Origin of the sequence: Marinicella litoralis, assembly GCF_002591915.1 — a bacterium.
Classification (GTDB): Bacteria; Pseudomonadota; Gammaproteobacteria; order Xanthomonadales; family Marinicellaceae; genus Marinicella; species Marinicella litoralis.
In genome coordinates, this window is sequence record NZ_NIHB01000001.1 from 1,182,288 (window position 1) to 1,196,951 (window position 14,664).

Here is a 14,664-nt window from a genome sequence, read left to right on the forward strand (position 1 = left end):
CCAAGGAATCATATGCCTCTAGAAATACTCGCCGAAGGTTTTTTCGGTGGTCTACTTCGTTTGATTGGCTGGATCTTCGTTGACATCCTGTTCGAGCTAGCTATTCGCGGACTAGGATATTTAATCCTTAGGCCGTTCACTAAAGTAAATGTTGATAGTATTGCATGCGTCTTTACTGGTCTGGCGGTATGGATACTGGTGGTTTTTATATTTATATTCTACTTCTAGCTAATCAACTTTGAAGAATCTATTTTTTAATAGGCTAAATCGTTTAAGGTCATGTGAAATATTCAAACAAACGTTGTTCTGTCCAAGAAACTAGATTTTTAGGCGCGTTAGTTCATGCGCATAATCAGCAAGGTAGGTTAGGCTGAGCTCCGCGAAGCCCAACACCACAAGCTTCAATCACACCATAATGCAATGATTCATAGAACCAACCATCATCCCTAAAAAACAATTACATTAAATCAACCATCTCATGTTGGGCTTCGTGCCTCAGCGCCAACCTACATTTCTTTAAATTATTCACCGAAATTGTGGTTTTCGGATAATGAACTAATCAGGGACAGTCACTGATTAAAATACTGATGAAAAGTTGGTCATCCGCTCTTTGTACGGCAACATCAATGCATCAAGAAATGCGGTGTAGTGAATATGCATTATTGAGTTATTTACGCGGACAGCCAAAGTGATAATCAGGAAAATGTGCACGTTTACCCAGTAATAAGCGTAAATTAACGTATTGATGCACAACTATCCGCCCATTTCCAGATAATCATGCAATCAAAAAATCCCTTCAAAGTAAGAAATCAATGACTTACAATGAACCCTTTAAAAAAAGCGTGCACGAATTTAAACCAATATCTTGTTAGATGGCACTGATGCACTTTTAATAAATTGTTAGCTCTCTTGAGGGATTGAATGGAAACTAATGAAGGCCGTGTATATTTTGCTTTGGATGGTGATGACTTTGACCCGGATTCATTAACTGAGTTTTTGGGTGTCGAGCCAACATCGATTATGCGAAAAGGAACAAGAATCCCAGAGAAGTCTCCAGCCAAAAGTTCTTGGGAATTCTCTACTGAAAATATAGTTAATAATTTTATTGATGTGTTTGCTATGGCTGAATCAATTACCGAGCAACTAGAACCAAAAAAGACTCGTATCATCGAAGCCATTGATAAATTTAACTTGGTAGCTCGATTAGAAGTGGTTCTTTGGATTTCCATGAATGAAGAGCACTCAACTCCAGCAATAGGTTTTGAGCCAAATACAATAAAGTTTTTATCTGAAGTCGGGGCGTTTATTGATGTCGACACTTATAAGCACTAGAGCTAACAAGTTGCTGCATTTGACAGTCAAAAGCGTCATGCCTTTTGTTCCAAAAGCCACGCCACTTCTGCCTGCAAATGAGCAAGGCGTTAAACCCCCAAAACCCTGTCTCAATATCATCCCACCTTTAATTAAAAAAACTTCAGTTTTGAAATTGGTTTAAAATTAAATACAAACTCAAAGGGTCGTTTGAGTAATGGCTGCACTCGTTGTGGGACCTGTTGATGGTCGTTGAGTTCAGTGTCACTTAATTAATACTGGAGGATAGTATGGCAAACTATATTGATGGATTCGTTCTGCCAGTTCCGCGTGATCAACTTCAGAGGTATGGGGAAGTGGCTGAAAAAGTCGCCAAGATATGGAAGGAATATGGCGCACTTGAGTACTTTGAGTACATCAGTGATGACGCTGCCATGGAGGGCACGCGAAGCTTCACAGAGGTGGTCAATAGCAAGGAAGATGAAGCCGTTATTTTTGGCTGGGTGGTTTTTACTTCTCGTGAAGCACGTGATCTTGCCAATGAAAAAGTGGCTGCTGATCCCAGAATGACAGACTTGGTCAGTCCGCTGGTTTCGACCGCGCGACCGATTTTTGATGCCAAAAAAATGGTGTATGGTGGGTTTCGCTCTTTGGTGTAGTCAGCAGGGTCCGTGCTGAATATCAAGTACAAGTGATTGGATGTATTCACTCCTTACCATGGTGAAAATGCTGATGAAAAACATAAGACAACAACAGGAGATCAAATGAGTTCACGAATATCATGGGTATTAATGACCCTTTTGGCATTGGGTGTAGCAGGGTATGCGATGATGAACCTGCTTCTACCGTCATTTAGAAATCCATTTGTGCAGCAAATTTTTGCCCTGTCTCCTTCAGCCATTTCATTACACCTTTTTGGTGGCAGTGTTGCGATGATTGTTGGGGCGTTTCAACTCAATTCAAAATTAAGAGCTCGTTATATTGTCATGCATCGCTGGCTCGGCCGAGTGTATGTGCTGGCCGTTGCCATAGGCGGGGTCGCTGGTTTCATTCTGGCACTAAACTCCTTTGGCGGGATGACCACACACCTGGGGTTTGGCTTGATGGCAGTTTGTTGGCTTGCGACGACGTTGATGGCTTATTGGCATATACGCCAGGGAAACGTGCGCGCACATCGAGATTGGATGTTGAGAAGTTATGCGTTAACTTTGGCAGGTGTGACGTTACGAGTTTACTTGGGTATAAGTGCGTTGATTGGGGTTAAATTTGTGGATTTTTATCCGATTTTATCGTGGATTTGTTGGGTGCCGAACCTCTTGATCGTCCAGTGGTTTATAATTAAATACCCATATAAAAACTCAAATAACTGACCCGTGTTTTAAACGGAAGTCGTCAGGTTGGCAGGCGTCCGTTTATCAGCCTTTTAGCCAACTGTTTTTGCCTGTAATTCAGGCACCAGCCAGCAGGATCAATGATGACAGGCGAACGAGACTTAGATAAATTAGTGGCATCAATGTCCCCAGTTCTGATGAACGGTGAATATGTATTTTGTAGCTTCAAGGAAGCTCAATATGGAGATCACCAGACCTTAGAGCCGATGGTTTCGATTCAAGAATCAGAGGGGCTGACATTGGTCGTCCCTAAAAACAAAGCCGATGAAAATAATTTACATTATGAATCAGTTTTTAAAGGCATTACCTTGCGGGTTCATTCCAGTCTTGATGCCGTTGGGCTGACAGCGGCGTTTGCTAAAAAACTCACCGATCATGGAATCAGCGCCAATGTCGTTGCTGGTTACTACCATGATCATTTGTTTGTACCAATTGATTTTGCAGACAAAGCCATCGAAGCACTGAAAGAATTGGCTGGCTTATAAGGGACTTCAATGAAAACTGTCATGCTGGTTTTAGTCAATATTTCAGTCTCAGACGCAGCTTTTTCTTCAGTTTTTTGAACAACAAGTTCGTTGGTATGCCTGCGAGCAATTTCTGCTATTTGAGTTCAAAAATCGGGTTTCGCCACTGCTCAAGTTAATAATAGCTTCTATTTAGGGGTTTTTAGACCGTAACAAGGCTGGATAATGCTGGCATCTGGTTAAACTTTGGTATAATAGGGGGTTGAGTTTAATGTTGATAAATGCAATGAAATACGACCAAGTTTTTGATGTGATTGTTGTGGGTGGCGGCCATGCCGGTACTGAGGCCGCTTTGGCGTCAGCGCGCATGGGAGCAAAAACCCTGTTGTTGACACACAACATCGAGACCATCGGACAGATGAGTTGTAACCCAGCCATTGGTGGCATCGGCAAAGGTCATTTGGTCAAAGAAATTGATGCTTTGGGTGGAGTGATGGCCGAAGCCACAGACCATGCAGGCATCCAATGGCGAACATTGAATTCACGCAAAGGTGCCGCCGTACGTGCCACCCGTGCTCAATGTGACCGAACCTTGTATCGCAACCACATCCGAACCGTGGTAGAAAATCAACAAAACCTCTACATGTTTCAACAAGGTGTGGAAGATCTGATCATTGAAAACGATCAAGTCAAAGGCTGTGTGACTCAAATGGGCTTGGTGTATATGGCCAAAACCGTGGTACTTACAGTCGGTACATTCTTGGCCGGAAAAATTCACATTGGCATGTCTAATTATTCGGGCGGCCGAGCTGGTGATCCACCAGCCACTGTGTTGGCCCAAAAATTGCGGGCCTTGCCGTTTGATGTGGCGCGGTTGAAAACCGGTACGCCACCAAGAATCGATGGCAAAACAGTCGACTTTTCAGTGATGGAAGAACAGCCGGGTGATTCACCCAGACCGGTATTTTCATACATGGGTTCACTGGACCAACACCCAGAACAAGTCAGTTGTTACATCACCCACACCAATTTACAAACCCATGATTTCATTCGATCTGGTTTAGACCGATCGCCGATGTATTCGGGTGAAATTGAAGGCAAAGGGCCGCGTTATTGTCCTTCGATTGAAGACAAAATCATGCGTTTTGCAGATAAGGATTCACACCAAATATTTGTCGAACCGGAAGGTTTGAATACCCATGAGTTGTATCCCAATGGCATCTCAACATCCCTGCCATTTGACATCCAAATGAAGTTGGTGCGTTCGATCAAAGGTTTTGAGAACGCGCACATCACTCGACCAGGCTATGCCATTGAATATGATTTCTTCGATCCACGTGGCTTGAAGGCGTCGTTGGAAACCAAGTATGTTGAAGGTTTGTTCTTCGCGGGGCAAATCAACGGCACTACTGGCTATGAAGAAGCAGGCGCTCAAGGTTTGATCGCAGGCATGAACGCTGCTTTGCAGGTGGCTGGCAAGCCATCATGGACACCAGCGCGGAACGAAGCCTATATGGGTGTGCTGATTGATGATTTAATCACCCAAGGCACCAATGAGCCGTATCGCATGTTCACTTCCAGAGCTGAGTACCGTTTGATGTTGCGGGAAGACAATGCGGATTTCCGTTTGACCGAGAAAGGCCATGAACTGGGTTTGGTTGGTGAAAAAAGGATGGCAGCTTTTACTGAAAAACGTCGCCATGTCGAAGGTTCTTTAGAGCATTTGAAGTCTGTGTGGCTCAGTCCGCACAATGCTTTGGGTAAAAAATTCATCACCCAAACAGGGATTGAATTGAGCAAGGAGAACAGTGCTTATGATCTGTTGCGCCGACCTGATGTGAACATCAGTATGCTCAATGAGTTGGAAGAAATTTCATTGCCGTCGAAAGCTGAAAAAGTACTGGAACAAATCGAAATTCACAGTCAGTATGCCGGTTATTTGGAACGCCAACAACAAGAAATCGACAAGGCCAAAACCCATGCCGACAAAGCACTGCCCTTGGATTTGGATTACAGTGGCATCAACGGTTTAAGTGGCGAATTGACCGAAAAACTCAACAACATCAAACCCGAAACCATCGGCCAAGCTTCTCGCATCCAAGGCATGACGCCAGCTGCGGTTTCTTTGTTGTTGGTGTATTTGAAACGAGCAGGTTGATTCGGTTTACAAGCTTGCTAAATGAACAGGTCTGTCGTGCCGGCGAAAGCCAGTCTTTGGTGTATTCAGGCCTAAACTTTCATGATTTTGTGGTTTAAAACCAAATAGTTACATCATACCAAAGACGCAGATTTCCACCTGTCGACCAATCTTATCTGGCCGCTTTCAGCTGATTTTCACGCCGTGTTTGTTACACTCAATAGTCACTAAACATTTGGGAGACATCATGAAAGCAGCCATTATTATCAGTACTTTGTTATTACTTGGTTTCAGCAGCATGGCCATGGCAGCACCGTTCTTCGGCTATGGATGGGGTGGCGGAATCATTGGTCTTATTATTTTGATATTGGACATCATTGCCATCATTGAAGTGGTTAATTCTTCCAGACCAGTTGAACAAAAACTGTTGTGGGTTTTGATTATTCTGTTGTTACCATTGCTTGGATTGATTCTTTACTATGTGATTGGTAAGAAATGATCACCTACCACGGTAATAAGCAAAAATGATTAAAGTCAGTCTTGGTAAAACCATGGGGTTGCGTAATGATTGTTATGGATTGAGTGAGCTCATCAACAAGACACCAAACAGGTTGAAGGTCAATGCATGCAATTTGAACCAACAACCATGTGGTTTGATTCGAATGTTCAGGCTAAGTCAAGGTGTATAACAGTAGAATGCTCCCTAGTTAATTGTGGCAAGGAAAAATCAAACATGCTTTGATGATTAAAGTGATTATGTGCATATAGGGCATGATTTCACAACCGGAGCTCACTCGAAATGACTACAGATTCATTGTTTGGGTGATGGTATTGAATCCTCGTTCGCACCCTGTTAAATATCCCGAACCAAACAAATTATAATGGTTCAACTGGTGATACAGGTTGTAGATGGTTTTCTTCAATGGGTAGTGCTTGGATAAGGGTTTAGCCTCAGCATAAGCCTGATAAAAAACCGCTGGAAAACCGCCAAATAATTCAGTCATGGCCAAATCTGCTTCACTGTCACCACAGTAGATGGCTGGGTCAACCAACCAAACATGGTGTTCATCAAACAACACATTCCCTGACCACAAATCACCATGCAATAAACTGGGGAAGGGGTCATTTTCATTCAGCAAGGCTATCAGTTGGTTTTCAAGCTTCGACAGCGATTGTTTGAATTGCTGTTGCAGGCTGGGTGATTTGATTAAGCTGATTTGATGTGCCAAGCGATTGTGCACATAGAATTCACCCCAGTTATCGGTGGTGCGGTTTACTTGCGGATTCAAACCGATAAAATTATCTTCATGCCAACCAAAGCTGGGTTCTGGCACCAGATGCATTTGGGCCAAGGCTCGACCGAAAAGCTGCCACAGTGATTTTGAGCCAGCCATTTGATTGATGTGTTCAAGCTGCAAGCACCGTTCGTTTACCGAATAGATTTGAGGGATTTTGATTGGAAGGTGGTTGATGCTTAGTTTATTTTGTAAACACCTCAAGGCATCCGCTTCTTTGATCAAGGCTTTGGGGTCACCGGTTGGATTGGATTTGCTGAATTTCATGGCTTTTTAATTATAATCATGTATTCCTTCACATGAAATAAGTATGCTGTGATGTTATAACTGTCTCATTCGACAGCGCATGCAAAATATGGACGCATTGCATGACAGCACTTAAACTTTAAACTTAAATATAACAAGAGATTGATAGATGAGAGATTACCTCAATTTTTATTTGAATGGCCAATGGGTCAAGCCAGAAAGCCGTGAAACACTTGAAGTCATTAATCCAGCCACTGAACAAGTGGCCGGCCACATTTCAATGGGAACAGCTGCTGATGTGAATGAGGCGGTTAAAGCCGCTGGAGCAGCATTCGCTTCGTTTTCACAAACCAGTAAACAGGAGCGATTGGATTTACTGAACGCCATTGCAGCCGAATACAAGAAAAAATCTGTTGAGATTGCTCAGGCCATAACCGAAGAAATGGGTGCGCCTAAGTGGTTGAGTGAATCAAACCAAGCGGCATCTGGGTATTTGCACTTTAAATCGGCCATTCAAATATTGGAAGATTATGAATTTGAATTCAAACAAGAAACTTCATTGATACGCAAAGAACCGATTGGGGTTTGTGGGTTCATCACTCCTTGGAATTGGCCGGTTAATCAGATTGGGTGCAAGTTGGCACCAGCCTTAGCCACCGGTTGTACAGTGGTATGGAAGCCTTCTGAGGTGGCTCCATTTTCAGCTTATTTATTGATGCAAGTATTGCATGATGCCGGTGTGCCCAAAGGTGTGGTCAATATGATCAATGGTGATGGGCCGATTGTCGGATCGGCCATTTCTTCCCATCCTGATATCCAAATGGTTTCATTCACTGGATCCACCCGTGCTGGTGTGGCAGTGGCGCAAGATGCGGCACCTTCGATAAAACGGGTGACCCAGGAATTGGGTGGTAAATCTGCCAACATCATATTAGATGATTTATCAAAAGAAGCCTTTGCCAAAGCAGTGGCTGGAGGGGTTAAAACCATGTGTGTCAATTCAGGACAAAACTGCAATGCACCCTCGCGCATGTTTGTGCCCGAGAGTCGGTTGAACGAAGCTGAAGCAGTGGTCAAAAAGACCATGGAAAAAATTAAAGTGGGTGAACCCAATGATGAACTGACTTTTGTTGGACCAGTGGTATCAAAATTGCAATGGGATCGCATTCAAGCTTTGTTAAAACAAGGCATTGATGAAGGTTCTGAAATTTTGGTTGGTGGTTTGGGGAAGCCAGTTGGAGTGAATCAGGGGTTTTATGTCAAGCCCACCGCTTTTACTCGAGTCCGCAATGACATGACGGTGGCCAGAAATGAAATCTTTGGTCCAGTGTTGTGTTTGTTGCCATATGCTTCAGACGAGCTGGCGATACAAATGGCCAATGACAATGACTATGGTTTATCTGGATATGTTTCAGGGGCCGATATAAAACGAGTCATGCATGTGGCCAATCAACTGCGCGCTGGCATGATTCACATCAATGGCGCTCAAATGGATCGCACAGCACCTTTTGGTGGTTACAAACATTCTGGCAACGGTCGGGAAAGGGGACCACAAGGGTTTGATGAATTTTTAGAAACCAAGGCGCTGCTGGGAGCAGGTGAATGAAATTGGTTCAAGTCATCCTCAGTAACATGCCCAACGGCCGGAATCCACTGAGTTGGATTCCATTTATTTTGTTATTGATTGTGATGATTCCTGTCCTGATTTTAATGATCATCCTGATACCCATCATTTTGATTATTAACATGCTTAAATTGCGGTTTTTTCCCAATAAAAACCCCAAAACATTCATCACCCCATTTGGATTTGCGGCCTATTCTCAAGTCAACCGCAGTGTGGTTAATTACCCATGGCATGACATTGAAAAGGTTGAGGTTTGGGCCGAAGATAATGACACTTTTGCGGTGTTGGTGATGAAAACCGGCGAACCGGTTAAAGTCAAGGATGTTGCTGTAGAACAAATGAAGGCCCTGTGTGCTCAGCACAACATCACTTTTTATGAAGAGGTGGTGATTGTGCAAGAGGTGGATTGATTTCAAGTAAATTTTAACTGTTTTTCAGGTATAAAAACCCCATGGCTGGCAACATAAGCTGGATTAAACCGTGGAAGCCGTTATGCAAAATAAACAGGAAATCGTTGAAATCAAAGCCGGTGAAAAAGTCGAGTTATTCAGCCGCAGCTTCAGCAGTGTGCCGATGACGTATGAATTCACCGCCATGGCCAAACAAGGATTTGAGTTGTTGGGTCGAGTAGAAGTTCATGCCAAAGGTGGCTTAAGAAAAAAGCAAGTCAGGTTCAGCCAATTACAAACATCCAATACAGTCAAGGCAAGTCTGTGGGATACCTTCCTCACTATTTATGTGGTGGCCGATGCCGACCTAAAAGTGACAACGCCAAAACGCAAAATGAATGCCTTGCGCTTCACCCTGGTCATGGCACTGTTGGTGATCGTGGTGGCATCTGCGATTGTAATCACCCAACTTCTATAAACCAGTGCGGAGGAGAGAATGACTAGCGAAGACTTTGTTTTCAGGACTTTTTCAGCAATCTGGTTCAAGGCTCAAAGGGTGATATACTGATGTTGGCATGATCAAACAAACGCAGGTGGGAAAATGAATAACAATGAATCGATCGTTAACAAGCCTAAGCATGATGTGATACAAACCCTCAGAACCGCACATCAAAATCAAACGCAGCTGAATTTAATGGCTGACCAAAAGGCCAATATTTTAATCGGAACATTGGTGTTGATGTTTACGGTGGTATTGACTCGTTTGTTACAGTTTATGGAGGGTAATCAACAACTGTTACTGCCCTTGTTGGTGCTTGTCCTGATGCAATTGATTCCATTGGTGTTGACGGTGCTGGTGCTGATTCCAAAAAACATCAATGGGCCAAAACATCAAGACATATCAAACATTGCCAACCCCTTGTTTTTTGGATTCTTTACCCGCTATTCAGAACAAACCTACACCACATACTTAAACAGCATATTGCAAGATGATGAGAGTGCAAGGGCATTGTTGATCAAAGACATTTACCAAATTGGGTTGATATTAAGGCGTAAATACATCTTGTTGCGCATGGCTTATGTTTCGGCCTTATTAGGGGTGATGGTTCCTCTGTTGATTTGGTTGTGGATGATGATCAATCCCGGCGTCTGACACATTAAAAATGTATGGCTTTTGTATACTGGTTTTTTCAGAGCCCTGTTCTTTATTTGAATCCTTTCATAACAGCGAAAGCAAATATTCCAATGCCTGGTTTTATTGATATAATGCCATTTTGCAACATCCTATTATGAAATGACTCTTGTATCTTCTTATTCAGAGGCATTGTGGCAAATGTCTATGGAGGCAGCGCCTTGGTTGGTCTTGGGACTGGTTATTGGTGGCCTGTTCAAGAGTTTGATACCCACGGCATTCCTGCACAAGCATTTGACACAACCTGGTTTGGCATCGATCATCAAAGCAGCGATACTGGGTATTCCACTGCCATTGTGTTCATGTGGCGTGATTCCTGCTGCCATAGGATTGCGTCAAGCCGGCGCTTCAAAACCAGCTACCACCTCATTTTTGGTGTCTACTCCTGAGACTGGCGTTGATTCAATCAGCATCAGCTATGCCATGATGGGTCCATTTATGACCATAATAAGACCTGTTGCGGCCTTGTTTTCAGCGTTGTTCACGGGTTTGCTGGTTATGTTATTTGCTGGCGAGGAAAGCCCGCAACAAGCGAAACAAAAACAATCTGCCAGTCCATCTTGTTGTGCCAGTTCAGCTGAAAAAAGCCAACAAGAAGCACCGCCTCAGGGAATCTTAAAATCAGCTTGGGACGGCATTTACTATGCATTTTCGGATTTGTATCCAAGTATTTTAAAATGGTTGGTCATCGGTTTGTTGTTTGCTGCAGCGGTACAGGCCTTTGTCGCTGAGGATTGGTTGTTGCAGTGGGGCGACAGTTGGTTGGTCATGTTCATGATGTTATTGATTGGTATTCCAATGTATGTTTGCGCTACCGGTTCAACACCGATAGCTGCTGGATTTTTGATGGCTGGGATCTCACCTGGTGCTGTGCTGGTTTATTTATTGGCAGGCCCCGCCACCAATATAGCCACCTTGGGAGTGGTTCGTGAACAAATGGGTAACAAAACCATGTGGCTGTATTTACTCGGCATCATTGGCAGTGCGCTGTTCATGGGTGTGTTGGTGAATGTGTTTGCATCACAATTTGAAATCAATTCGCAGATCAATCATTCGCATGAGTTTATGCCATATATTTTACAATTATTGAGTCTGTTGCTTTTGGTCTGGGTGGCGTTGATGCCCTTGTTTAACAAAGCAATCAAGAAGGACCAATCCAGTTGTTGTGATTGATAGCCAATCAGCGATGTGTCTAGATGGCCTAATTGACCCATGTCATGAATCAAGGGTCAATCAACGAGCATGAACCGATTGCCTGTGCGAAAGCATGGAATATGACCACTGATAATCTGAAATGAGCTTACAGCGATGAAAAACACTTTGATTTCTGCCAAACAAAACCCAATTGAATTGGTGTTGTTGTTGGCTGTGTATACATCATTGGGTGCATTGACTATCGATCTCCAGTTACCGGCGATGCCGCTGATTTTGCAATCATTTGGGTTTACTGAGTCTAATCAACAACAATGGATCATCACAGCCTATATGTTGGGTTTTGCTGTGGCACAAATTTTCTATGGCCCCGTTTCTGACAGCATCGGCAGAAAGACTGTGCTGATATTTGGTTTGTTGGTTTATATCGTCGCGTCAGTCATGTGTATTGTGGTCGATTCATACTATTGGTTTCTGGCCGCCAGGGCATTACAAGGTGTGGGTGCTGCTGCCGCAAGAATCATGGTCAATGCCATCACCAGAGATTTTTATGCTGGCAATGAAATGGCAAAAATCACCTCCTTGGTGATGATTATTTTTATCATGGTACCGGTGCTGGCACCTACTTTGGGCTCATTGATTCTTTGGGCAGGCCCTTGGCAAAATATTTTGTATGTTTTTGTGGGGTTTGGTGTGTTGGCCTTGGTTTGGACCCTCATACGTCTGCCAGAATCCATTCAGCCAAATAACCAGAGGCCATTTAATTTTGTACTGATTAAATCTGCCTTCATGACAGTGATCAAGGAACCCATTTCTATGGTCTTTGCGGTGGTCAGTGGGGTCATTTTCAGCGGATTCATGGCCTACCTCAATGGGGCTGAACAAATCTATTCGAACATCTATCAAGCCAAACATTTATTCCCATACTTATTTGGTGTCATTGCTTTGTTTTTTGGGGTGGCGGCATTCATCAATGCCAAGATTGTTATGAAGTTTGGTGCTTTAACTGTCACCAATGGGTCGATGGGGTTGATGGTGGCGAGTACTTTGCTGTATTTAGTCATCACCTTTTTGTACCAAGGTGTTCCGCCGCTGTGGACTCTTGTTGTGATGTTGATTGTCATCAATATGTGTATCGGCTTGGTTTATGGCAATGTCATGGCCATCGCTATGTATCCCTTGGGGGCTCATGCAGGCATGGGGGCTTCAGTGATTGGTATGGTCTCTGCTTTATTGGCCGCTGGGCTTGGGATCATGATTTCACAACAACTGGATCAAACCATCTATCCCATAGTGATTGGCTTCTTTTTAACTTCATTAACAGCCCTGTTGTTGATCCGTGTTTATGGCAAAGACATTGAGATGGATTAACCGCTGAAAACAGCTTTGTTTTTAGATCTTTTGCTCATCAGTAAGAGTTTATTGGCTTCTTTAACCGTCACCGGATAACTTAAATAAAAACCTTGAAATCCATTGATAGAAAGCTTTTTCAATAAATCAAATTGATACCGATTTTCAACCCCTTCTACCACCACTTTTTTGTTCAATCGGTGGCACAAAGGAATCAGTGATTTAAGGATTTCTTCATTGATGTCTTGGTTGTTGAGGTCTGAAACAAAAGAGCGATCAAATTTAATCACATCCGAGGGGAAGGCCCTTAAATAATTGAGCGATGAGTAACCCGTTCCAAAGTCATCAATGGCGACTTGGATCCCCATCTTTTTGAGTTCATTCAGCGTGTTTTTGCCACTTTCAATGTTGTGCATGGCTGTGTTTTCTGTGATTTCAATGGTCACATCATTGGCCGGAATTTGTTCTCTTTGCAAGGCAGCTTTAATGTGGTCTACTATTTGACCGTTTTGAATGGTTTCAGCCGTTACATTGATGGATATTTTAGCCGCTTCGTTGTTGATGAATTTCCATTTTCTGACTTGTTGAATGGCACGATCAATCACCCAATAATCCAACTCAATGGCCAAGCCCAAATCATGAATTAAATTCAAAAAAGCATCCGGCGTCAGTAATCCGCGTTTGGGGTGTTTCCATCGAATCAATGCCTCAAAACAAATGATTTTATTTTCTGCTGACCAAATGGGTTGATAATAAATCTCAAATTGTTGAAGTTTAAAAGCCGTTCTCAAGTCATTTTCAAATGACAAATCTGCATAAAGTGATAATTTTAATTCAGGGTGAAAAGTTTGGAGTTGTTTGCCACCTGACTGTTTGGCATATTGCAATGCTTGGTTGGCTTGATGCAACATGGTTTCTATGCTTAACTCAGGTTTTAGTTGGGTTGATCCCGCACTCATTTCTAAGTAGTAAGTCTTGCTTTCTGATTTCAACGGTCTGGAAAATGATTTGCGTAATTTTTCAGCTCGGGTTAATTGTTCTTTTCCATACCCACCAGTGACCACAACAAATACATCACCATGTAATCGCCCAAAAAATCGGTGGGCGCCGGTGCATAGAAATTCCAATCTTTTGGCCAATAAAATGATGAGTTCATCACCCCTTTTGATGCCTTCTGCATCATTGATTCTTTGCATTTGATCGACCCCAATTAAAGTCAGGGTTAATCGTTCATGTGAGCTGGCTATTTGTTTCCAGTTCATCAAATGCTTATGGATGGCTTGTTGATTGGGTAGCCCTGTTAGACCATCGGTTTGGTTAAGGTTTTTTAGTTTTTCTGAGGATCGCTGGCTACTGATCCGTTCAACGTCTAGCAACCACATCACTAAACTGACACCAATAAAAGGATAAAAGATCAGTTCGAAAATTCCATGGTATGGAACCAGTAATAACAGCAATTGACTGCCATCAAAAATATAATTTTCAATAGCCAACCAACCAAGGAATGCCATCTCAAAGCCGTAAACAAAAAATCCAATGGTGACTAATTTTTTTCCTAACAGTGGATTGGGGTCATTACGCAAAATGTAAATGGCAGTGCCCAAACAAGCCATCCCAGCTACCAGATACCTTGCACCCACCCGCATTAAATACCGCAATTCTTTGGGATCTGATTCTGAATTTTTAAATAAGGTGATGAAACAAGCAATCAATAAACACAAAACCAAAAGTCTGATGATGTTCTTTTTACTGATACTGGTGCCATTAACCAGTGAGACGGTGCCGACAACTAAAAATGAAATTTGTAGGTAGCCTGCAGTAGACATACAAAATAAATTAATCAGTCTTGGTACCGAAGAAACGCTGTAGTTCAGCGCAATCATGGTGAAACAAAAATATACAGCAATCAGGTATAGGGTTAAGCTGAAAAAGCTGTATGACCAGTAGAACAGGTAGTTTCTTTGATAAATTTTAGCAAAATGCAGCAATAACCAACCAATCAATACAGAACTGATTGCTTGTGCTATTAGCGTTATGTTGTAAAAATCACCCACCTGTTTGCGTCCTGTTTATTGAGGAGGTATTAAAGCCTAATCAGGTTGAGGCTGTCAAT

The 14,664-nt window shown here is 42.8% G+C and carries 14 protein-coding genes; 12 read left to right on the top strand and 2 right to left on the bottom strand.

Going from position 1 to position 14,664, the window contains the following annotated elements; translation table 11 throughout:
- Nucleotides 1–921: 921 nt before the first annotated feature.
- The 6 genes from CCS90_RS05215 (at nucleotide 922) to CCS90_RS05240 (ending at nucleotide 5,802) form a co-directional block, all read left to right on the top strand.
- A complete protein-coding gene (locus CCS90_RS05215) occupies nucleotides 922–1,332 on the top strand; it encodes a DUF4279 domain-containing protein (protein WP_099018427.1) in 411 nt (136 codons plus the stop codon).
- Between the two features lie 269 nt (nucleotides 1,333–1,601).
- The gene (locus CCS90_RS05220) at nucleotides 1,602–1,970 is read left to right on the top strand and encodes a DUF1428 domain-containing protein (protein ID WP_099018428.1); all 369 of its coding nucleotides are present in this window, start codon (nucleotides 1,602–1,604) and stop codon (nucleotides 1,968–1,970) included.
- Nucleotides 1,971–2,006: 36 nt separating this feature from the next.
- Entirely contained in the window at nucleotides 2,007–2,681 is a 675-nt protein-coding gene (locus tag CCS90_RS05225; RefSeq protein WP_099018429.1) for a DUF2306 domain-containing protein, read from the top strand.
- A 104-nt stretch (nucleotides 2,682–2,785) separates the two neighbouring features.
- Complete coding sequence (locus CCS90_RS05230; RefSeq protein ID WP_099018752.1) at nucleotides 2,786–3,187, top strand: ACT domain-containing protein; 402 nt, start codon at nucleotides 2,786–2,788, stop codon at nucleotides 3,185–3,187.
- Between the two features lie 265 nt (nucleotides 3,188–3,452).
- On the top strand, nucleotides 3,453–5,324 hold the full coding sequence (mnmG, locus tag CCS90_RS05235; protein WP_099018753.1) for a tRNA uridine-5-carboxymethylaminomethyl(34) synthesis enzyme MnmG: 1,872 nt from the start codon (nucleotides 3,453–3,455) through the stop codon (nucleotides 5,322–5,324).
- A 226-nt stretch (nucleotides 5,325–5,550) separates the two neighbouring features.
- Nucleotides 5,551–5,802, top strand: coding sequence for a PLDc N-terminal domain-containing protein (locus CCS90_RS05240; protein WP_246027012.1), 252 nt, complete (start codon nucleotides 5,551–5,553; stop codon nucleotides 5,800–5,802).
- 304 nt (nucleotides 5,803–6,106) lie between these two features.
- Here CCS90_RS05240 and CCS90_RS05245 read toward each other — a convergent pair whose 3' ends face one another.
- A complete protein-coding gene (locus CCS90_RS05245) occupies nucleotides 6,107–6,865 on the bottom strand; it encodes a fructosamine kinase family protein (protein WP_099018430.1) in 759 nt (252 codons plus the stop codon).
- 148 nt (nucleotides 6,866–7,013) lie between these two features.
- Between CCS90_RS05245 and CCS90_RS05250 the strand changes: the two genes are divergently transcribed.
- The 6 genes from CCS90_RS05250 (at nucleotide 7,014) to CCS90_RS05275 (ending at nucleotide 12,572) form a co-directional block, all read left to right on the top strand.
- Nucleotides 7,014–8,450: an aldehyde dehydrogenase family protein gene (locus CCS90_RS05250; protein WP_099018431.1), complete on the top strand. Its 1,437-nt coding sequence runs from the start codon at nucleotides 7,014–7,016 to the stop codon at nucleotides 8,448–8,450.
- Nucleotides 8,447–8,878 carry a hypothetical protein gene (locus CCS90_RS05255; protein WP_099018432.1) on the top strand — a complete coding sequence of 144 codons (432 nt, stop codon included), beginning with the start codon at nucleotides 8,447–8,449 and terminating at the stop codon, nucleotides 8,876–8,878. Before CCS90_RS05250 ends, CCS90_RS05255 begins: the two co-directional genes overlap by 4 nt.
- An 82-nt stretch (nucleotides 8,879–8,960) precedes the next feature.
- Nucleotides 8,961–9,335, top strand: coding sequence for a hypothetical protein (locus tag CCS90_RS05260; RefSeq protein ID WP_099018433.1), 375 nt, complete (start codon nucleotides 8,961–8,963; stop codon nucleotides 9,333–9,335).
- A gap of 123 nt (nucleotides 9,336–9,458) precedes the next feature.
- Nucleotides 9,459–10,010 carry a Pycsar system effector family protein gene (locus CCS90_RS05265; protein WP_099018434.1) on the top strand — a complete coding sequence of 184 codons (552 nt, stop codon included), beginning with the start codon at nucleotides 9,459–9,461 and terminating at the stop codon, nucleotides 10,008–10,010.
- Between the two features lie 141 nt (nucleotides 10,011–10,151).
- On the top strand, nucleotides 10,152–11,222 hold the full coding sequence (locus CCS90_RS05270) for an SO_0444 family Cu/Zn efflux transporter (protein ID WP_099018435.1): 1,071 nt from the start codon (nucleotides 10,152–10,154) through the stop codon (nucleotides 11,220–11,222).
- A 135-nt stretch (nucleotides 11,223–11,357) separates the two neighbouring features.
- Nucleotides 11,358–12,572 (top strand): multidrug effflux MFS transporter, encoded by a 1,215-nt coding sequence (locus tag CCS90_RS05275; RefSeq protein ID WP_099018436.1) that lies wholly within the window; start codon nucleotides 11,358–11,360, stop codon nucleotides 12,570–12,572.
- Here CCS90_RS05275 and CCS90_RS05280 read toward each other — a convergent pair.
- Nucleotides 12,569–14,605, bottom strand: a complete 2,037-nt coding sequence (locus CCS90_RS05280; RefSeq protein ID WP_099018437.1) for a putative bifunctional diguanylate cyclase/phosphodiesterase — start codon at nucleotides 14,603–14,605, stop codon at nucleotides 12,569–12,571. The two genes, CCS90_RS05275 and CCS90_RS05280, sit on opposite strands and share 4 nt — an antisense overlap.
- Between the last annotated feature and the right edge of the window lie 59 nt (nucleotides 14,606–14,664).

Bases quoted from the DNA above. Each gene is read 5' to 3' on its own strand.
- CCS90_RS05215 (WP_099018427.1), top strand. From the start codon at position 922: ATGGAAACTAATGAAGGCCGTGTATATTTTGCTTTGGATGGTGATGAC.
- CCS90_RS05220 (WP_099018428.1), top strand. From the start codon at position 1,602: ATGGCAAACTATATTGATGGATTCGTTCTGCCAGTTCCGCGTGATCAA.
- CCS90_RS05230 (WP_099018752.1), top strand. From the start codon at position 2,786: ATGACAGGCGAACGAGACTTAGATAAATTAGTGGCATCAATGTCCCCA.
- mnmG (WP_099018753.1), top strand. From the start codon at position 3,453: ATGAAATACGACCAAGTTTTTGATGTGATTGTTGTGGGTGGCGGCCAT.
- CCS90_RS05240 (WP_246027012.1), top strand. From the start codon at position 5,551: ATGAAAGCAGCCATTATTATCAGTACTTTGTTATTACTTGGTTTCAGC.
- CCS90_RS05245 (WP_099018430.1), bottom strand. From the start codon at position 6,865: ATGAAATTCAGCAAATCCAATCCAACCGGTGACCCCAAAGCCTTGATC.
- CCS90_RS05250 (WP_099018431.1), top strand. From the start codon at position 7,014: ATGAGAGATTACCTCAATTTTTATTTGAATGGCCAATGGGTCAAGCCA.
- CCS90_RS05255 (WP_099018432.1), top strand. From the start codon at position 8,447: ATGAAATTGGTTCAAGTCATCCTCAGTAACATGCCCAACGGCCGGAAT.
- CCS90_RS05260 (WP_099018433.1), top strand. From the start codon at position 8,961: ATGCAAAATAAACAGGAAATCGTTGAAATCAAAGCCGGTGAAAAAGTC.
- CCS90_RS05265 (WP_099018434.1), top strand. From the start codon at position 9,459: ATGAATAACAATGAATCGATCGTTAACAAGCCTAAGCATGATGTGATA.
- CCS90_RS05270 (WP_099018435.1), top strand. From the start codon at position 10,152: ATGACTCTTGTATCTTCTTATTCAGAGGCATTGTGGCAAATGTCTATG.
- CCS90_RS05275 (WP_099018436.1), top strand. From the start codon at position 11,358: ATGAAAAACACTTTGATTTCTGCCAAACAAAACCCAATTGAATTGGTG.